The organism is Streptomyces caniscabiei (assembly GCF_014930365.1).
GTDB lineage: Bacteria > Actinomycetota > Actinomycetes > Streptomycetales > Streptomycetaceae > Streptomyces > Streptomyces caniscabiei.
This window is the reverse complement of the sequence record NZ_JABXWI010000001.1, coordinates 591,214-608,278: the sequence shown is the minus strand read 5'-3', so window position 1 is coordinate 608,278 and position 17,065 is coordinate 591,214. Positions and strand designations below refer to the sequence as shown.

Annotated in this window: 19 protein-coding genes; 9 read left to right on the top strand and 10 right to left on the bottom strand. The window is 71.9% G+C overall.

What is annotated here, in order from left to right:
- Positions 1 to 76 precede the first annotated feature (76 nt).
- Positions 77 to 631: a hypothetical protein gene (locus HW837_RS02985; RefSeq protein WP_143110725.1), complete on the bottom strand. Its 555-nt coding sequence runs from the start codon at positions 629 to 631 to the stop codon at positions 77 to 79.
- 198 nt (positions 632 to 829) lie between these two features.
- On the opposite strand from HW837_RS02985, the gene HW837_RS49900 reads away from it, so the two are divergent.
- The 4 genes from HW837_RS49900 to HW837_RS02965 all read left to right on the top strand — a co-directional run bounded on the left by HW837_RS49900 (position 830) and on the right by HW837_RS02965 (position 4,291).
- Positions 830 to 1,177: a cold-shock protein gene (locus tag HW837_RS49900; RefSeq protein WP_078853532.1), complete on the top strand. Its 348-nt coding sequence runs from the start codon at positions 830 to 832 to the stop codon at positions 1,175 to 1,177.
- 44 nt (positions 1,178 to 1,221) lie between these two features.
- Complete coding sequence (locus HW837_RS02975; protein WP_193379390.1) at positions 1,222 to 1,989, top strand: alpha/beta fold hydrolase; 768 nt, start codon at positions 1,222 to 1,224, stop codon at positions 1,987 to 1,989.
- A gap of 13 nt (positions 1,990 to 2,002) precedes the next feature.
- Positions 2,003 to 2,623, top strand: a complete 621-nt coding sequence (locus HW837_RS02970; protein WP_093790263.1) for a Uma2 family endonuclease — start codon at positions 2,003 to 2,005, stop codon at positions 2,621 to 2,623.
- Positions 2,624 to 2,947: 324 nt separating this feature from the next.
- Positions 2,948 to 4,291 carry a helix-turn-helix domain-containing protein gene (locus tag HW837_RS02965; protein WP_045558616.1) on the top strand — a complete coding sequence of 448 codons (1,344 nt, stop codon included), beginning with the start codon at positions 2,948 to 2,950 and terminating at the stop codon, positions 4,289 to 4,291.
- 41 nt (positions 4,292 to 4,332) lie between these two features.
- Here the strand turns inward: HW837_RS02965 and HW837_RS02960 are convergent, their stop codons facing one another.
- The 4 genes from HW837_RS02960 to HW837_RS49535 form a co-directional block, all read right to left on the bottom strand.
- Positions 4,333 to 5,097, bottom strand: coding sequence for a hypothetical protein (locus HW837_RS02960; RefSeq protein WP_237269845.1), 765 nt, complete (start codon positions 5,095 to 5,097; stop codon positions 4,333 to 4,335).
- Between the two features lie 89 nt (positions 5,098 to 5,186).
- The gene (locus HW837_RS02955; protein ID WP_045558618.1) at positions 5,187 to 5,789 is read right to left on the bottom strand and encodes a SigE family RNA polymerase sigma factor; all 603 of its coding nucleotides are present in this window, start codon (positions 5,787 to 5,789) and stop codon (positions 5,187 to 5,189) included.
- Positions 5,790 to 5,921: 132 nt separating this feature from the next.
- On the bottom strand, positions 5,922 to 6,518 hold the full coding sequence (locus HW837_RS02950; RefSeq protein WP_045558619.1) for a hypothetical protein: 597 nt from the start codon (positions 6,516 to 6,518) through the stop codon (positions 5,922 to 5,924).
- A gap of 118 nt (positions 6,519 to 6,636) precedes the next feature.
- Positions 6,637 to 7,179 (bottom strand): Ig-like domain-containing protein, encoded by a 543-nt coding sequence (locus HW837_RS49535; protein WP_234442583.1) that lies wholly within the window; start codon positions 7,177 to 7,179, stop codon positions 6,637 to 6,639.
- A gap of 231 nt (positions 7,180 to 7,410) precedes the next feature.
- Here HW837_RS49535 and HW837_RS02940 point away from each other — a divergent pair, with 231 nt between their 5' ends.
- The 3 genes from HW837_RS02940 to HW837_RS02930 all read left to right on the top strand — a co-directional run bounded on the left by HW837_RS02940 (position 7,411) and on the right by HW837_RS02930 (position 9,969).
- A complete protein-coding gene (locus HW837_RS02940; protein WP_045558620.1) occupies positions 7,411 to 7,914 on the top strand; it encodes a SigE family RNA polymerase sigma factor in 504 nt (167 codons plus the stop codon).
- On the top strand, positions 7,904 to 8,854 hold the full coding sequence (locus tag HW837_RS02935) for a L,D-transpeptidase family protein (protein ID WP_045558621.1): 951 nt from the start codon (positions 7,904 to 7,906) through the stop codon (positions 8,852 to 8,854). The genes HW837_RS02940 and HW837_RS02935 overlap by 11 nt, the downstream gene beginning before the upstream one ends.
- Before the next feature lie 134 nt (positions 8,855 to 8,988).
- Positions 8,989 to 9,969, top strand: coding sequence for a hypothetical protein (locus tag HW837_RS02930; RefSeq protein WP_045558622.1), 981 nt, complete (start codon positions 8,989 to 8,991; stop codon positions 9,967 to 9,969).
- Here the strand turns inward: HW837_RS02930 and HW837_RS02925 are convergent.
- Positions 9,944 to 10,516 carry a TlpA family protein disulfide reductase gene (locus tag HW837_RS02925; protein WP_045558623.1) on the bottom strand — a complete coding sequence of 191 codons (573 nt, stop codon included), beginning with the start codon at positions 10,514 to 10,516 and terminating at the stop codon, positions 9,944 to 9,946. The genes HW837_RS02930 and HW837_RS02925 overlap by 26 nt on opposite strands.
- A 322-nt stretch (positions 10,517 to 10,838) precedes the next feature.
- Between HW837_RS02925 and HW837_RS02920 the strand changes: the two genes are divergently transcribed.
- Positions 10,839 to 11,279 carry a hypothetical protein gene (locus HW837_RS02920; RefSeq protein ID WP_052682909.1) on the top strand — a complete coding sequence of 147 codons (441 nt, stop codon included), beginning with the start codon at positions 10,839 to 10,841 and terminating at the stop codon, positions 11,277 to 11,279.
- Between the two features lie 38 nt (positions 11,280 to 11,317).
- Here the strand turns inward: HW837_RS02920 and HW837_RS02915 are convergent, their stop codons facing one another.
- Positions 11,318 to 11,830: a DUF3515 family protein gene (locus tag HW837_RS02915; RefSeq protein WP_193379393.1), complete on the bottom strand. Its 513-nt coding sequence runs from the start codon at positions 11,828 to 11,830 to the stop codon at positions 11,318 to 11,320.
- Positions 11,831 to 12,064: 234 nt separating this feature from the next.
- Entirely contained in the window at positions 12,065 to 12,412 is a 348-nt protein-coding gene (locus HW837_RS02910; RefSeq protein WP_045558625.1) for a LuxR C-terminal-related transcriptional regulator, read from the bottom strand.
- Between the two features lie 236 nt (positions 12,413 to 12,648).
- Here HW837_RS02910 and HW837_RS02905 point away from each other — a divergent pair, with 236 nt between their 5' ends.
- A complete protein-coding gene (locus tag HW837_RS02905; RefSeq protein WP_045558626.1) occupies positions 12,649 to 13,344 on the top strand; it encodes a hypothetical protein in 696 nt (231 codons plus the stop codon).
- Here HW837_RS02905 and HW837_RS02900 read toward each other — a convergent pair.
- On the bottom strand, positions 13,331 to 14,074 hold the full coding sequence (locus HW837_RS02900) for a L,D-transpeptidase (protein ID WP_193383069.1): 744 nt from the start codon (positions 14,072 to 14,074) through the stop codon (positions 13,331 to 13,333). The genes HW837_RS02905 and HW837_RS02900 overlap by 14 nt on opposite strands.
- 153 nt (positions 14,075 to 14,227) lie before the next feature.
- A complete protein-coding gene (locus tag HW837_RS02895) occupies positions 14,228 to 16,888 on the bottom strand; it encodes an SdrD B-like domain-containing protein (RefSeq protein ID WP_234442584.1) in 2,661 nt (886 codons plus the stop codon).
- Positions 16,889 to 17,065: the final 177 nt, after the last annotated feature.

The following is a 17,065-nucleotide window of genomic DNA, read 5'->3' as shown; positions in this document are numbered from 1 at the left end:
CACCGAGGCGTACTGAGCACCGAGGCGTACCGAGGGGCTGTGGTCGAACAGTCCCTCAGCCGCTCTCGGCGATCCCTCAGCGGTCGAGGACGATCTTCGTCGTGGTGACCGGCGCGTTGTTCGGTGTCGCGGTCGCGGACTTCTTCTTGTCGGGGTTGATGGCGTACTTGAAGGTGAAGCCGACCGTGGCCTTGCCGGGCTTGCCACCGACCTGGACGTTGAAGACGCAGGTGGCGGAGAGGTTGTAGGTCTTCTTCTTCTTGTGCGGGTGGGCCTTGCTGCCCACCTTGGAGTGCCACTCGTAGCCGACCGGGATGGCGGCGTGGGTGTCGTGGTACTTGCCGTTCAGCCCGGTCGCCTTGCAGTTCATCCTGCTCGTGGCGATGGCCTTCAGCTTCTTGTTGGTGATCTTGAAGGACCAGGGCATCGGGTAGTACTTGGGGTACTTGCCCGTCAGCTTGACCTGGGCGTGCAGGATGCCGGCCTTCTGCTTCGCCTTGGGCGTGCTGTAGCCCTGCTTCTTCGGCGTGAAGACGGTCGTCTCCTGCGCCGTCGCGGCCGTCGGCGCGGCCTGCGCGGCGCCGAGCGCGCCGAAGGCGAGGGTCAGGGCGGTGCCGGACACGACGGCCACGCGGCCGATCCTGTTCATTTCGTTCCGCAAGGTGTCCCCGTTTCAGAAATGCGTGGCACCAGGCGTGTTGCCTGGTCATCACCAGACCATCAGAGGAAGTGGGGCCCGCGGTAGGTCCTTTGGGACAATGCGAGTGCGAAAATCCGGAGTTAGCCTGGGAAGCCTTCGTGCGACTCCGGCCCGTCCGTAGGGGGAACGATCAGCAGTCATCCGGTCCATGGCACCGTCCGGTCGTGGGACGACGAGTCCGGCTGGGGAGTCCTCGCCTCACCCGAGGTGCCCGGTGAGGTCTGGGCACACTTCTCGGCCGTGTCCACCCCGGAACCGGGGGCGTTCGCGTCGCTGGAACCGGGTGAGGCGGTCCTGTTCACCTGGGAGGAGGCGGAGCAGGACGGCTACGCGTACCGGGCGACGCGGGTGCGCCGCCCGACGGACGAGACGGCCGCCCGGAACGACGCCGACCGCGAGGGCGAGGATGAGGACGAGGACGAGGAGGACGACGTGTTCGCGTTGACCGACGTCCACATCGAGTTCGACGACGAGTGACCCGGTACGGCCCAGCGCGGCGGCCGGGGTGAGGGGGGACGGACATGCGTGAGGCCGTGGTCACGGACGCCGGGGACCGGATCCGGTGGGTCGAGCTGCCGGGGGAGGAGCCCTGCCGCGTGTATGTGCACGGGCTCGGGGCCACGTCGTCCGCGTACTTCACGGAGGTCGCGGTCCACCCCCTCCTCGCGGGGCGCCGTTCGCTGCTCGTCGACATGCTCGGGCACGGCATCAGCGATCGCCCGGCGGACTTCGACTACGGCCTGGAGGCCCACGCGGACGCGCTCGCCCGGGCCCTGACGGCGGCGCACGTCACGGGCGCCGAGTTGATCGCGCACAGCATGGGCGGCTCGGTGGGGATCGTGCTGGCGTCCCGGCACCCGGGGCTGGTGCGGAGGCTGGTGATGATCGACTCCAACCTCGATCCGCTGGTCCCCACGCACGGGGTGGTCGGCAGCAACGGCATCGCGGCGTACTCCGAGGAGGAGTTCCTCGCGGGCGGACGCGAGGAGTTCGCGGAACTGGCCGGGGCCCAGTGGTGGGCGACGATGCGGCTGGTCGGCCCCGAGGCCCTGTACCGGAGCGCCGCCCGGCTGGCCCAGGGCACCCGCCCCACGATGCGCGAGCTGCTGCTGGACCTGAAGATCCCCCGCACCTACCTCCACCCCGAGGCCGACGGCCCCGTCCCGGGCACCGACGCCCTCACCGAGGCCGGCGTGACCGTCGTCCCGATCCCGGCCTGCGGCCACAACATCATGCTCGACAACCCGGAGGCGTTCGCCCACGCGACGGCAGACGCCCTGGCCCACTGAGGAGCCGACATTCATGCCGGGACACCAGGGCGAGTGCGTCAGCGGTCCTTTCGACGACCCTGACGGCGACAGCGACGTGCCTGACCACACAGGTGCGAGCGTCGAGCAGGTCTTCCAGCTCTTCAGCGCGACGGCCCCCAGGGGCTGGCGCGTAGAGCTGATCGAGGGAGAGATCTGCGTGACGCCTCCGGCCGACGGGGAGCATGAGGAGATCCTGGCGGAGCTGACGGGGCAGATCATCGACCGCCGCCGTGACCGATCCCTTCGCAACTACACCGGCATCGGGCTGGACGTCCCCGGTGGCTCCATGACAGGGCACGTGGTCCCTGATCTCGCAGTCGCCCCCAAGGGAACCTTCGACGACGAGCAGGAGTGGCACGATCCCTCCGCTGTCCTTCTCGTGGCCGAGGTCACCTCGACCAGCACCGGGGACCGTGATCGCGAGACGAAGATCCTCGGCTACGCCCGCGCCGGTATCCCGGTCTACCTCCTCATCGACCGCGAGGAAGCCGAGGTCACGGTGTTCTCGGAGCCGTCCGCCGACAGGTACGCGAAGGCGGTGAAGTGCAAGCTGGGCATGGTGGTCCCCCTGCCCAGCCCCCTCGGCTTCGACGTGGACACCGCCGAGTTCTGAGCCCGCGCGGGACGGCTCGCCCCGTCAGCGCGGGAACGCGTTGGCCGCCGTCATCAGGGCGGTGATCGCGAGGAGCGCGGCTGCGGCGGAGCGGGCGTGGCGGGTGAGCAGGTCTCGGATCACGGGGCCTCCCAGCGGCGGCGACGGCGACGGCGTTGCGACGGTGGCTACGACGGTGACCGGGTGGCTGACTCGGTGAGTTAAGCGTGCTTAACGTGTCGCTTAACGTAAGGCTTTGGCCTGGCAACGGCAAGAGGCTGTATGGGAGTTGGTTGAAACGGCCGGTGTAAGCGGGCTTACTGGCATGCTTACGTCATGGCAGGTATGGCCGAGCGTGACGACCCCGACGTCATCGGGCGCAGAGTGCAGCAACTGCGGACGGAACGGGGCCTCACACAGCGGCAGTTGGCGGAACCGGCGTACACCCCGGCATATATCTCGACCCTGGAGGCCGGCCGGGTGCGGGCCTCGGAACCCGCGCTGCGGCATATCGCCGAACGGCTCGGCGTCGGATACGAGGAACTCGCCACCGGACGCCCCGCGGGCTTCGCCACCGAGCTGCGGCTCCGTCTGACCGGCGCCCAGCGCACGCTCGCCAGCGGGGCCGGCGAGGCCGCAGCCGAGGGGTTCACGGCCGTCCTCGCCGAGGCGGAGGAGTACGGCCTGGTCGCCGAAGAGGCCGACGCCCTGCTCGGACTCGGTGAATGCGCCCTGGAGACCGGTGACCTGGAGACCGCCCAGCTGCGGTTCGAGCAGGTCGAACAGCGCCTCGGCGACGCCCCCCTCCCGGCCCGCGTCCCCGCCCTGCGCGGCCGCGCGACCGCCCACTACCTCGCCGGTGAACTCCGCTACTCCTGCTACCTCTACGAGTCCACACTCGACGAGCTGAACCGCAACGGCCTGCACGACCCCGACGCCCTGCTCCTCCTCTACACCGGCGTCATCGCCCCCTACATGGACATGGGCGCCCACGCCCGCGCCGCCCAGGCCGCCGAGCTGGCCCTCGCGCTCGCCCCGCGGTCCGGTGACCCGGCCCTCGTCGCCCGTATGCACCGCTCGGTCGCCCGGACGATGATCGCCGAGGGACGGATCGCCGAGGCCGACGCCTCCCTCGCCAAGGCCTCCGAGCTGTACCGGCAGCTCCAGATCCGCACCGAGCTGGCCAACTGCCACTGGATGCGCGGCTACCTCCACGCCCAGAACGGCGACTACGCCCGCGCCGAGGAGGAACTGCGCGAGGCCCGCCGCATGCTCTCCGCCAAGCGTGCCGCGCTCTACACCAGCCAGGTCGCCGTGGAACTCGCCGACGTCCTGCACCGCCGGGGCAAGTCCGAGGAGGCCGCCGAGCTGCTCCGCGAGGTCCTCAGCGACCTCAGCTCCGAACGCGGCGCCCTGCACTCCGCCGCCGCGCACCGCCTCCTCGGCATCATCGCCGAGGACGCGCGCGACGCCGATGCCGCCGAGGAGCACTACGTACGGGCGCTGAGCCTGCTGGAGCGGGCCGGTGCCGCCGGTGACCTGGCCGACCTGTGCCGGCTGCTGGGCGACCTGTACCGCCGCGGCGGCCGTGTGGAGGCCGCGCTCGACGCCTACCGCACGGGCCTCGGTCACCGTACGGCCCCCGGCACCACGACCCTCGGCCCGGCCCCCGCACAGCCGCCGCTCTGACCCGGGTCCTGTATGAGAAGCGGTGACTCTCCTCGTGGGGCTCAGCCGAGGTCCTGCGAGGCGACCACGCCGCCGTCCCTGTCGTACACCGTGACCTTGCGGGTGATGCCCCGCATGTGTTCGGGGTTCGAGACGCCCTCCCCGACGGTCGCGAGCAGGTACCAGCCGCCCCACTCCTTGTTGCCGGCCAGCCGGACGACCGTGCCGTCGAAGGTCCTGCCGTCGTACAGCTCGATCCGTACGCCGGCCGCCTCCGTCGAACCGCCGTAGTACACGCCGGTGAGGAAGACCTTCTCGGGGCCCCGCGGAGTCTCCTGCACCGAGACACCGGGGCGGCTCCGGTCGATGTTGCCGTCGACGACACTGCTGAACTCCGGCACCTCGGAGACGCCGGGCGTGTCCCCGTACTTGCCCTCCTCGGTCAGCCAGAGCCGGGTGCCGTCGCCGATGCGCACCTTCTCGCCCGGCTCGACGACCCGCGCCTGCCCGGCCAGGGGGGTGGACAGACGCGAGGCCGGCGGCGAGGCGGACGCGCTCGGCTTCGGGCCGGGCGGGGCCATGGGCCGCACCGTGGCCGAGGAGCCGTCGGGGCGGAGGGCCAGCACCACGACCAGCGGGAGCAGCAGCAGCCCGCAGCCCGTGCTCAGCGCGGCGGCCCGGCGCCGTCGCCGACGGCTGCGGCCCTCCCGCTCGATGGCCTCCAGCGGCACGGGCGGAGGCGTGAGCCCGTACGCGGCCTCCGCGAACGCCGCGCGCAACCGCCGCCCGGTGTCGCCGCTGTCGCTGGTGTCGTCTGTGTCGCCCATGCCGCCTGTGTCGACGACAGCCACTTCTGCCTCTGTTCCTGCTGTCGCTGTCGCGGTCGTGTCCGGGCCGGTCCCGGAGGTCGGGTGGTTCATGGGCGGGCTCCGGGGACGGGTGAGGGTGGCGCCGGGACGAACGGGAGGGAGGGGGCGGAGCCGTGGCCGCGGCGGTCCGCGTAGGCCGCGCCGGTGAACTCGGGGTGGGCGCGCAGGGCTTGGAGCCCCCGGCGCACATGGGTCTTGACCGTGCCGAGCGAGCAGCCCAGCAGCTGGGCGATCTCGCTCTCGCTGAGGTCCTCCCAGAAGCGGAGCACCAGCACGGACCGCTGCCGGGCCGACAGCGCGGCCAACGCCTGGGTGACAGCCGCCCGTTGGGCGATCGACTCGGCGTGCCCGGCCTGCCGCTCGTGCACACGCTCGGGCAGGAACGGGGTCAGCAGGTGCGCCACGCGTCTCTTCCGTACGCGGCTGATGTTGTTGTTCACCAGCGAGCGCCGTACGTAGAAGTCGACGTCGTCGCGCGGTATGCGCCGCCAGCGGGCGTACACCTTCGCCAGGGTGGTCTGCACGAGGTCCTCGGCCTCGTGGAAGTCGCCGGTCAGCATGTGCGCGGTGCGCACCAGACGGGGCCAGGCGGCGGTGGCGTACGCGGCGAAGTCGCCGGCCTCCGGTGCTCCGGGTTTCTCCTGCGGCACGGGCGACGGTCCTCGGGGTCGGGAACAGGAACGGGAACGGGAACAGGTACGGCAACAGGTCCGGGAGGTGGGGGAGTTCGGCGGGTGCGGGAGCGGGGCGGTCACCCCCCCCGCCCCCGCACCGCCGTGGGCTCAGCGCAGACGCAGCTGCGAGTACACGCCGCCCTTGGTGTCGCGGACGGTCACCCCGCGCAGGAACTCCTGTCCGTCGTCCACCGCGGGCAGGTCGGCGACGGCGTACCAGACACCCCAGCCCGGCTTGCCGGGCAGTTCGAGCAGCTTGCCGTGGACCGTGCCGGTGCTCGTCCGGACCGCCACACGGGAGGCGGTCCCCTTGCCTCCGTAGTAGACACCGGAGAGGTAGTAGCGGCCCTCGAAGGCGGACGCCTGGAGCGAGACTCCGGGGCGGCTCCGGTCGATGTTGCCGTCGACGACGCTGCGGAACTGCTCGAAGTCGGGCAGGTCCGGCTCCATCCAGTGCTTGCCCTCCTCCGTCAGCCAGAACTCGAAGCCCGGCGCGGCGACGACGTGTTCACCGGGCTGGACGATGCGCGGAGTCGGCGCCTTCCTGGCGGCCGTCGCGGCCGCCGTGGCCTCCGCCGCCACCGTGGTGCCGGCGCCGTGCGCCGCCTCCCCCCGCGAGGCGGCGTACGACGTCGTCGACGCCCCCGCCAGCAGCGTGGTCAGCGCTGCGACGGCGACGAGTGTGTGCATCCGTGCCGTGGTCATGTACGGACGACCCCCAAAAGATGTGTTGGTCCAGGTGCTTGGTCTGACACTCCTGAAACCCGTGAGGCGTACGGGACGGATGACACCGGCGGAGAACTTTTTCTCCGGCTTCTCAGGCTCAGCGAGGGCCGACGGTGACGTGCCGGACGAGGTCCGCGCCTACCTCGACGGTGATCTTCGTGCCGGGCCGCCAGGAGGTGCGCGGGCGGAAGTCGACGCGCTGCCCGTCGGCGAGGGCCCGGTCCTCGACCCAGCCCCAGCCGCCCTCGGTGCCGTCGGTGCCGTCGTCCATGGTGACCTTCAACTGCCTCTCGACGGCCTCGCGTTCGGCCTTCGGGACCGGGCGGGCGAAGGTGACGGAGATCGGCATGCCGACGCCGACGGTCTGTCCCTCGGCGATGCCGACCCGCACGCCGTCGAAGGCCGGCAGCGGCGTGGTGCGGTCCCCGGCGTTCACGTTCTTCGCGCTGGTCCCGGTCCCGTCCCCGCCGGTGCCCCCCTCCTCGACCCCCTCCTCGGTCCCCTCCTCGGTCCCCTGCGCGTCCGCCCGGGCCTGGGCTCTCGGTATCTCGCTCGGGCCCTCGACCCGCACTCCCTCCCCGCTCCCCGCACAGCCCGCGAGCGCGAACGCGACCACGCACGCGGCCGTCGCGGCGATCACGCGCCCCGGCCGCCTACGCGGCCGCGCCCCCGACCGACCGCCCCGGCTTCCCCCGGCCCCGCTCCCGTCGGCCCGACTCCCCGTGGTCCCGCTCCCCGTGGTCATGGTGTCCCCCAGTCGCTTTCGGCGATGTGTTTCGATGTGCTGCGGCGTACGGTCGTGACATGTACGCACGGCGGGGGCCACCGGGTTGCATGGCGATGCACGGGACTTCGGACAACGGCGGGGGGCATGACCGAGGAAGAGTTCGACGCGTTCTACGCCACCGCGTTCCCCCGTCTGACCGGCCAGCTCTACGCCTTCACCGGGGACCACGGCGAGGCGCAGGACGTGGTGCAGGAGGCCTTCGTACGCGCCTGGGACCGGCGCCGGGACTTCCTCGCCGAGGGAGCGCCCGAGGCGTGGATCCGGACCGTGGCGATGCGGCTCGCGGTGAGCCGGTGGCGCCGGGCGCGCCGCTGGCTGGAGCTGGTGCGCCGTGATCCGCCGCCGGAACACGCGCCGGGACCCGATCCCGAACGGGCGGTGCTGGTGCAGGCGTTGCGCAGGATCCCGGAGGCCCAGCGGATGGCAGTGGTTCTGCACCATCTGTGCGACTTGAGTGTCGAGGAGGTAGCCTCCGAGACCGGTGCCCCCGTGGGCACGGTCAAGGCCCGGCTGTCCCGTGGCCGGGCGGCGCTGGCGCGCGAACTGGCCCCCGGCAAGGGTGCGAAGGAGGACGGCCGTGTCCGATGAACTCACCCTCCGGCTACGCGAGTTGGCCGAGTCCGCCGAGTCCCTGCCGCCCGGGTCCGGCGCCGAGGTCCGCGCCACCGCCGGACGCCGTCGCCGTCGGCGCCGTACGACCGCGGCGGTCGCGGGGGGCTGCGCGGCGGCGGGCCTGGCCGCCGTCCTCACCCTGAACACCGTCTCGCACGGCACCGAGCGGGACTCGGCCCTGGCCGCGAGCGCCCCGCCCAGCGCGACGGCTGAGTCTCCCGACGCCACGGTCGACCTCTCCCGCCGCGTCCTCACCGTCGCCGGCCGTGAGCTGCCCATCTCGGCGGGCACGGCGGAGACACCGACCCCGACCGGCCTGATGACCGTCACCGCCAAGGCCGACGTCAAACTCGTGCCCGGGGCGACGGTCGGCTTCGGCGACGAGTACGACGGGCAGCTGACGTGGGTCCTGGAACTGACCCCGGTCGGCACGGACGCCACTGGCGCCACGGCCGCCACGGGCGGGTCGGCCTGGACCGAGGCGACCGCCGGTACCGCCGGGACCGGCACGAACGCCGGAGCCGACGCCTTCGACCCGGCCGACCCGAGCGCCGAGCCCGACCGGACCGAGCCGACCGACGGGACCACGGGCGGGTCCGACGGGACCGGCCCGACCGACGGGACCACGGACGGGCCCACGGACGGGACCGGCCCCGGTGAGCGGTTCAGCGCAGTTCCGACGCGGCCCCCGGGCGACAGCGAGGTCTGGATCGCCGCCCTCCCCCTCTACGAGCTCTACGAGAGGGCCCCCGGCACCTCCGACATGACCTCCGGCTGGATCGGCCTGCGCACCACGGACGCCCGCTGGTTGTACGGCCGCCTGCCCACGGGCGCGATCGTGGAGATCCGGGGCACCTCCCCCACCCCGCCCACGGTGGTCCCCACCCCCGCTCCCTCCCAGACTCCCCCCGGCTGACCGACCGGCCACCTCACCAGGAACCCTGCGCTGTCCGGGGGACCACCTCACCCGTACGCCCCCGTGCGCTGGTGGGCGGGCACGAGCGGTGTTGGCGTGGGAACGGCAACGTCGTGCTCTCGGGAGGCTCCGCCATGCGTCGTCCGTACCGTGTTCTCGCCCGGGTCCTGGCCCTAGGGATGCTCGCGGGGGCGGCGGGCTGTGTCGTGGACGACCCCGGGCACCCCCGCGGCTTCCCCGAGGCCGCCTCCGTCGACGAGACGACGGCCTCCGCCTCGCCCACCGCCCCGGCCGCCTCCGCACTCACCGACGCCCGCGCCCGGAGCGCCCTGCTCCGCCAGGACGACCTCGGCGACGCCTGGTCCGGCACCCAGGGCGCGGCGACCTGGCGCGACGGCCTGCTCAAGGGCCGCACCGACCGCCCCGAGTGCCAGCCGCTCCTCGACGGGATCTATGCCGAGGACGTCCTCGGCGAGCCCAGGGGCGGCACGGCCGTCACCGGCTTCGACGACTACGAGTACGGCGCCCAGCTGCGCTACCAGGTCGGCGCGTACGACAAGGCCGACGTCGACGCCCGCCTCCGTCGCCTCGGCCAACTCGTGGGTGAGTGCGAGGAGTTCACCATCACGGGGGTTCAGGGGCGGGAGTACGGCGCCGAGGTCGCTCCCGTCGAACTGCCCGGCAATCTCGGTGACGCCCGCCAGGGCCTGCGGCTGACCGTCAGCGGTGACCCGGAGAGCGACGAGAGCGCCCTCACCCTCGACCTCGCCACGGTGCGCGTCGGCGACACCGCCGCCCTCCTCACCCACGGCGGCCTCTACGGCATCGACGACAGCGCCACCACCGAGGCGGCGAAGGCCGGCATCAAGCGCCTCCAGACCCTCCTGAAGGAAGAGAAGGAGAAGAAGGAAGAGAAGAAGAAGCCGAAGAAGCCGAAGAAGCCGAAGAAAGCGACAAAGGCCCCCGGCACGAAGGCGCCGTCCGGCGAGCGGTCCGCCGGCTCCGGCGAAGACGACGGCTCCTCGGACGAGGCCCGAGCGCGGTCCGCCGCCCGCACCGCAGCGCTCGCCGCAGCCCTCGCCGCCTCCGCTACTCCTCCTCCAGCATCGGCGTGACCACGCTCCGCACGTCCTCCTCCGTCACCGTGCTCTGTACGGCCCCGGCGATCCGGCCCGCACGGTCGACGAAGAGGGTGAAGGGCAGGATCCGCGGGTTCACCAGTCCGTCCGGCAGCTTCAGGAACTGCTTGCCGCCGGGGTCGTACAGGCTCGGGTAGGACAGGCCGAGGTCCCGCTCGAAGGCGAGCGCGTTCGGTCGCGACGCGTCGGTGCTGACGCCCAGCACCTGGACGTCCCGCCCCTTCAACTCCCGGTGCGCACGCTCCAGATCGGGCGACTCGACGCGACAGGGACCGCATGTGGAGGCCCAGGCGTTCACGACGACGACCTGACCGCGGTAGTCGGAGAGCCGGACGGATCCGCCGTCGACCGTGCCGCCGGAGAGGTCGGGCGCGACGGGCCGCTCACCGACCGGGATGCTCTTGAACAACCCACCCCCGTCGGCCTGTTCCACATCGGCGGGCAGCGGCTTCGGCGTGGCACAGCCCGTCATCGCGAGCCCGGCCACCACCGCGCACAGGGCCGCACGGGGGTTCGTCTTCATCGCCGTACAGCTTAGGGCCCTTCTGATGGATCTCCGCGGCGTCACGACGTCCGGCACGCCCGCTCGCCGCACGGTGTGAAGGGCCAGGTGGCTCCGCCACAAGACCCTTCACACCGCACGCCGAGCGCACGCTCCCCCACTCTCGGCTCCGCTCGAGCGGGAGGGACCCCCACGACGCCGCTCCTTCCTCCACGGAGATCCATCAGAAGGGCCCTAAGCAACTCCCCGGAGGATCCTGCCGATCGGCCTCGTCGGGATGGCTGGGACACTGCTGTGGTCAGCGGTTGACCGCCGGTGACGTACGGGGATGCGAGGAGCGCAGATGATCACGCCTTGGCGCAGAGCGGTCGAGTACGCGGCCGTGGTGACCCTTCCCTCATGGCTGTGGGGGGTGGCCGTGCTGAGCATCGGGGCCGGAGGGGGCTCGTGGGCCCTCGTCGGCGGCGTGGGACTGCTCTTCCCGCTGGTGGCGGTGGCCGTGCTGACGGTCGTCCGCAAAACGCTCCCCGCGCTGTCGCGCTGGCGCACCGCGACCATCGACATCTCGGTGTACGCGGCGCTGTATCTGCTGTCGCTGGTGGCGAACGGCCTGTGGGCGGGCGAGGGTCCGGGCGAGGCGGTCGACTGGGCCTTCGCGCTGATGACCGTCGCCCTGCTGGACCTGCAGTTCCTGATGGCTCTGGGGCTGTCCGCCTGGCGCTACGACCGTCTCGTCCCGACGGCCCCCTCGGGCCGTCTGAGCGGTGGCCCCCACGTGGTCTGAGGCGGTCCCTGGACCGGCCTTGGCCGCTCCGGATCTTGTCAGCGCGGGGTGGCGTCGGCCGTGGACACGCACGCGTCGTCCGGCGCCCGCCCGATCGGCCGCACCACGTCGCTGAGGTCGACCAGGACGCTGTCGATCGCCGTGATCCGGTCGTCGACGAAGGCCTGGACGGCGGGGTCGCGGCCGTAGGTGATGAGGACGCGGTAGCCGGAGCCGGTGGAGCGGTCCTCCCGGAACACCCAGTCGACGCCGTCGACCTCGACGCACGGGTCGACGGTCTCGTCCGGCGGTTCCAGCCCGCAGCGCAGCACCACGCCGCCGTTGCCCCAGGAGGTGACGCCGGTGACGGAGACGGGGTCGCGGGACTCGCCCGCGACGCGGTCGGGGTAGCGGTCGGCGATCCGGGCGCAGGCCGGGTCCGCGGCGCGGGCGGCCGGCCGGAGGTCCAGGGCGGGCGAGGAGACCTCGTGGGCCACCAGCGGTACGGCGACCGCCACCGCGCCCAGGGCCGTCCCGATCGCGATCCGGGCCCGCCGCGAGGGGCGTCTCATGCGTCAACTCCCGCCGTACGTCGTGGTGATGGCGAAGGAGGGGCCCGCTGTGGGGCCCCTCCGCTCAGACCGACATGTTCGCATTCACCCCGTAGGCCGCCGGAGTCGTCCGGGTTGTCCTGGTCGCCGAAGTGGTGCGGAAGTGATGTCGATGGGTGGTCGGCGGATGGTCGGGCCGCGTATTCAGCGAATGGTCAAAATTTCCACAAGTGAATGCCAAAACGCGGCTGTGGATCAGACGGCGGACGCCCCGACGAGCCGGGACAGGGGAGCGGCGGAACCGCACGCGCACCGTGGATCGGCGCACAGCAGCTCATGGGCGAGGACGGAGAGCACCGCGGCCTGGAGCCGTGTCTGCTGCTCCAGTTTCTCCACTATGCGCGCGACGTGCGCCTTCACCGTCCGCTCGGCGATACCGAGCTCCCTGGCCAACTGCCGGTTTCCCAGGCCCGTTCCCAGCAGAAGCAGGACTTCCTTCTCCCGTTCGGTCAGTGTCTTGAGCCTGCTGATGTCGCGAACCGGATCGGCCCCCGTGCGCCGGTAGGCGCAGGCCGTGTCTCCTACGTCAGACCTCTTGGTCATTGGTCGGCCCTTCCCGATGCCGCTTTCCCGACAGAGCCCCGTGCCCCGGGTGCGGCGGCGATCTCCCCCCAACTTAGCGTCCGCTACTGACAAGAAGCACCCCCGTAATGACACGGGCACGTCACAGACGGCCATCCCCGGAGGTCACTGCACCAAAGGACAATTTCGGCCGGGCCGGGCTCTCCCTAGGCTCGTCGACGCGCATCGAGGGACACATCGATCACAGGGGGAACACTGTGCACAGCATCACCACACGTCGCCTGACCACCGTCGCCGTCGCGGGGGCAACGGCCCTGGCGGTCCTGACCCCGGCCGCGTCAGCGTCCGCGCCCGCGCACGACGCTGTCGCGAAACTTCCGGCGAAGCTGACGGTCAAGAGCTACACGGCCTACCTCAAGGCGCAGAAGACGCCGGAGGCCAAGCAGACGCTGCGGAGCTTCTCGGCGCTGCCGGCGGCCAAGCAGTCGAGGTTCGTCGGGCACCTGCAGAACGGCAAGATCTACGCGTCGCTGTTCCGCCAGCTCAAGGGCGACCTCAACCGTCCGCTGAGGACGGTGACCTCGTACAACCAGGACGTGAAGTTCGTCCACGTGGTCGCGCCCAGGAAGAGCAAGGGCGCCGTCTCCGTCGCCTACACCGCGACCGAGACCATCTTCGGCATCCCCGTCACCAGCGAGAAGCTGACCCTGCACTACAAGATCGCGGGCGGCAAGGTGCAGCGCGGCGCCCGCGCCGTGGCCGGCGTGACCAACGTCAACGCCGCCGTCGCCATCAAGGGCGGCGCGGTCAAGGTCGCCGTCAAGGGCATCGCCCGCGCCGACGTCACCTGGAAGGCCACCCCGAGGGTCCGGTCCGTGGGCAAGCCCGTCCTCAAGGACCAGGCGGTCACGGGCCACGTCAACACCTGGACCGCCTCGGTCATCCACGGCTGACCGGCGGGACCGTCGAGCGCCAGGTCCCCGGCTTGGCGCCCCAGACGTAGACGGCGTCGTCCTCGTGCATGACGCGCCACAGGCGCTCGGCGTCGGCGTAGCGGAGGTTCACACAGCCGTGCGAGCCGCCGCGGAAGAGGTCGTCGAGGACGCCGTGGAAGGCCTGCCCGTCGTTGAAGAACTGGGCGAAGGGCATCGGCGCGTTGTTGTACAGGTCGGAGAAATGGTCGCGGTTCCTCCAGTAGACCGTGTGCCAGCCGGTACGGGTCTCCTCGCCGTCCCTGCCGGTACGCGCCGGCACCGGGGCGTAGATCACCTGCTTGCCCCGCTGCACCCACACCAGCTGACGGTCGAGGTCCACGCACGTCACCTGGTACGTCCGCACCGGGCACTTCCCGGCCGCGTTGGGGTTGGCGCGGGCCTGCACCACCAGCATGGTGCGGTAGGTGGCGAGGCCCGCGTAGCCGTCGGCCGGTTTCACGCCCGTACGCTGCTGGAAGGCGCGGATCGCCCCGCAGTCGGCGGTGGACTGCCGGCCGTCCTCCGGGAGCTTGAGATGGCGCTCCAGGTCCCACTGGTAGGGGCCGGTCCGCGCCGCGCACTCCGGCGCGGGCGCCGCCGCGACGGCGGGCGCTGTCGCGGCGGCGGGCGCTGTCGCGGCGGCGGGCGCTGTCGCGGCGGCGGGTGCCGCCGTCCACCCCACCAGGGCGGACGACAGCACCGCGACCACACATATCCGGCTCTTCTGTGTCCTGCGGGCCTTCCGTGTCCTTCGTCCCGTCAACGCGGCCTCCGGGTCTCGCTCAGTCGCCGAACCCCCTCCCAGAGATACGGCATCCGGCCCGCCCCGGAGACGTCCTGCTGGGCCGAACGGGCACCGGCGTCAGCACTTCTTGCCCTTGCAGGCCTCGCCCCGTGTGTTGAACAGCTTCACCAACAGCCCGTTCCCCCGGGCGGCGTTCCCCGGGGTGAGGACGTACGGCCCGGTGACCGGTCGTCTCGGCTTGAGGTAGCCCTCGGGGACGTCCGTCTCCACCAGGAAGTACGTGCCCGGCAGGAGTGAGCCGAAGGAGCAGCGGCCGGTGCGGGAGGTGGCGCAGTCGTTGACGAACCGGTCCTTGCCCAGGCCGTGGCGCTGGAGACCGCGGACCCGGTTGGTGTCCTGCCACAGCTCGAACACCGCGCCGGGCAACGGCTTGCCGCTCTTCCTGTCGAGCTTCACGAGCGTCAGCCGCACCGACTGGGTGAGACCGGCGTCGACCGTGTGGTTCACATGGCCGGCGTCGCCGACGCGGACCGTGGTCCGGCCGTAGGCGTCGACGTCGGAGTCGATCGCGCGGTTCGAACCGGCTCCGCGGGCCGTCCACTTGAGCGAGGCGCGGCTCGGCCGGCCCGGCAGCGCGCCGGTGTCCACGCCGCCGTGGTCGAAGGTGACCCGGTAGGTGGTGTTCGGCCGCAGCCCGCCCTGGTGCTGGCTGCCGACGTAGTACTCGCCGTTGCCGTCGGTGTACGTGACGAGGTCCGGGCCGGACGACGACGTCGGGTGGAGCGTCACCTTCACGCCCTTGACCGGCGGCTCGGACGGGTCCTGGACGCCGTCGCCGTCGGTGTCGAACCAGACGCGGTTGCCGACCTGGACGGGTGCCCGGTCGCAGATCAGCTCCAGGTCGGCGAGGCCGTTGCCCTCGCCGAACAGCATGGCCCGCCGCGCCGCGTCGGCGCTCCAGGTCCGCTGCACCAGGAGGTTGCCCTCGGTCTTGCCCTTGGTGGCGTTCCAGCGGCGTACGCCCTGCTCCCAGGAGTGCTCGTCGAACGGGTCGTGGACCGTGCTCCACAGCTTGTTCCGGTACGGCAGGAGGGCCGTGCCGCCCTGGGTGACCTGGTCCTCGTGGACGTCCGGGAGCTTCGTCGAGTCGGCGTAGAACTCGCCGTGGCCCGGCCCCTCGTCGTTGTTGGGCAGCGCGCCGTAGAGCGCGTCGCAGCGGGCGTTGTTCTCCAGCGTGTACGTCGTACGGGACGCGCACACCCGCAGGACGTCACCGGCGGCGACGGCCCGGACCTTGGCGGCGTCGCGGGGGGCGTTGAAGGGGTACGTCGCCGTGCCCTGCATGTCGGCGAACCGGTCGCGGAAGCCGAGGATCAGGTCGCCGTTGTCCGCGATCTCGATGTTGGACAGGATCGGCTGCGGCGCGGAGACGAAGGAGAGACGGCCGGGAGTGGGGACGCGCTGGTTCCACGCCTCCCACATGGCGCTCAGCGGGCTGCCGACGGTGGCGGGCTTGGCGCAGCGGGGGGCGGTCGCGGGCGGCCCGGTGAACCGGTGGGCGCAGCCGCGCGGGTAGTTCATCGCCGTGCTGAACAGCGGGCGGAACGAACCCCGGGTGAACTCGTAGACGTGCGAGGTGACCTGCGCGGGGTCGCCCCACGGGACGCTCCTGGTGACGGTGTTCTCCGCGCCGCACACCCCGCCGACGAGCACCCGGCCGCCGCGCACCCCGATGCCGTACGGGTGCCAGTGACCGGCGCACTCCTCCGGCCGGGGGATGACGTGCGAGCGGTAGGTGCCCGGGTAGACGCCGTCTCCGGTGCCGCGGATCGGTACGGAGTACAGGCGGGAGTCGTTGAGGCTGACCGCGTAGAGGGTCCTGCCGTCTCCGGAGACGTCGACGTCGCCGATGCCCTCCCGGCCGACCCTGCTGTAGACAGGGTTGTCGCGCAGCCAGTCCTCGGCCTCGTCGTGCTCGGTCAGCAGGCCCGGCAGGGTGACGAAGGTGCTCACTCCGGAGGCGCTGTTGCGGCGGTAGATCGTGTTGGTCGCGCCGGCCGGGCCGTAGCCGGCGTGCCGCTTGACCAGCGTGCCCAGGTAGGTGTTGCCGGTCCGGTCGTTGCCGATGCCGAACACGGCCCCCTGCTGCTGGTTGTTGGTCAGCCGGGTGACCGTGCCGCCGGGGTGGGTGTCGGAGAAGCTCCCCGCGAACCGCACCAGGCCCTTGTGGGTGTCGGGCGCGTCGCCCTTCGTCAGGTTGCAGGTCACCAGGTCGGGGTTCTCCTGGCAGTAGACCCCCGGCTCCCAGAAGCCGGTCGTGTACGTCACGTTGCGGCCGCCGGAGACGTTCACGAAACCGACGCTGCTGCGCATGACACCCGGTCCGTCGCCGAGGCCCGCGACCGCCGGCTGGAGCGTGCGGGAGTCGGGGTTGTAGGCCTGGACGCGGTACGTGCCGCCGCGCAGCGGGGAGGCCGACGGCTGGAACCAGGCGACGCCGTACGCGTTGGTGGTGAGGGTCTCCACGGTGCCGTGGTCGTCGGTGAGCGTGACCCTTACACCGGCCCTGCCCTTCTCCAGACCGTGGTCGTACGCCCCGTCGGTGTCCACGTCGTTGACGACCCGTACGGTCACGTTGCCGTCGCCGGGGGCCCTGCCGTCGGCGGTGCCGGTGCCGCCGGGGGCGGCGGGGACCGCCTCACCGGCCAGTCCGACCACCAGCGCCGCCGTGACGGCCAGGGCCAGACCCACACCCCCCGGTGTTCTTCGCTTCACCACGTCCCTCTTCTCCCTGATGTCTGCCGAGGCGACGGAGCCCGGTGCCCGAAGCCGACCCCTGCATTCATATGAAGTGCCAACCGGCACTAATCAGGCTGAACGGGGCACGGGAGGGGGGAGGGAGTGCCGGGCGGGATGCCGGAAATGTGGAGATTCGGGGGAGGTGAAGGGGTGGGG

What these genes read in the sequence shown, in the direction of transcription:
- HW837_RS02965 (WP_045558616.1), top strand. Translation starts at nt 2,948, where the DNA reads ATGGCCGAGCGTGACGACCCCGACGTCATCGGGCGCAGAGTGCAGCAA.
- HW837_RS02925 (WP_045558623.1), bottom strand. Translation starts at nt 10,516, where the DNA reads ATGAAGACGAACCCCCGTGCGGCCCTGTGCGCGGTGGTGGCCGGGCTC.
- HW837_RS02930 (WP_045558622.1), top strand. Translation starts at nt 8,989, where the DNA reads ATGCGTCGTCCGTACCGTGTTCTCGCCCGGGTCCTGGCCCTAGGGATG.
- HW837_RS02920 (WP_052682909.1), top strand. Translation starts at nt 10,839, where the DNA reads ATGATCACGCCTTGGCGCAGAGCGGTCGAGTACGCGGCCGTGGTGACC.
- HW837_RS02950 (WP_045558619.1), bottom strand. Translation starts at nt 6,518, where the DNA reads ATGACCACGGCACGGATGCACACACTCGTCGCCGTCGCAGCGCTGACC.
- HW837_RS02910 (WP_045558625.1), bottom strand. Translation starts at nt 12,412, where the DNA reads ATGACCAAGAGGTCTGACGTAGGAGACACGGCCTGCGCCTACCGGCGC.
- HW837_RS02940 (WP_045558620.1), top strand. Translation starts at nt 7,411, where the DNA reads ATGACCGAGGAAGAGTTCGACGCGTTCTACGCCACCGCGTTCCCCCGT.
- HW837_RS02970 (WP_093790263.1), top strand. Translation starts at nt 2,003, where the DNA reads ATGCCGGGACACCAGGGCGAGTGCGTCAGCGGTCCTTTCGACGACCCT.
- HW837_RS02975 (WP_193379390.1), top strand. Translation starts at nt 1,222, where the DNA reads ATGCGTGAGGCCGTGGTCACGGACGCCGGGGACCGGATCCGGTGGGTC.
- HW837_RS02960 (WP_237269845.1), bottom strand. Translation starts at nt 5,097, where the DNA reads ATGGGCGACACAGACGACACCAGCGACAGCGGCGACACCGGGCGGCGG.
- HW837_RS02915 (WP_193379393.1), bottom strand. Translation starts at nt 11,830, where the DNA reads ATGAGACGCCCCTCGCGGCGGGCCCGGATCGCGATCGGGACGGCCCTG.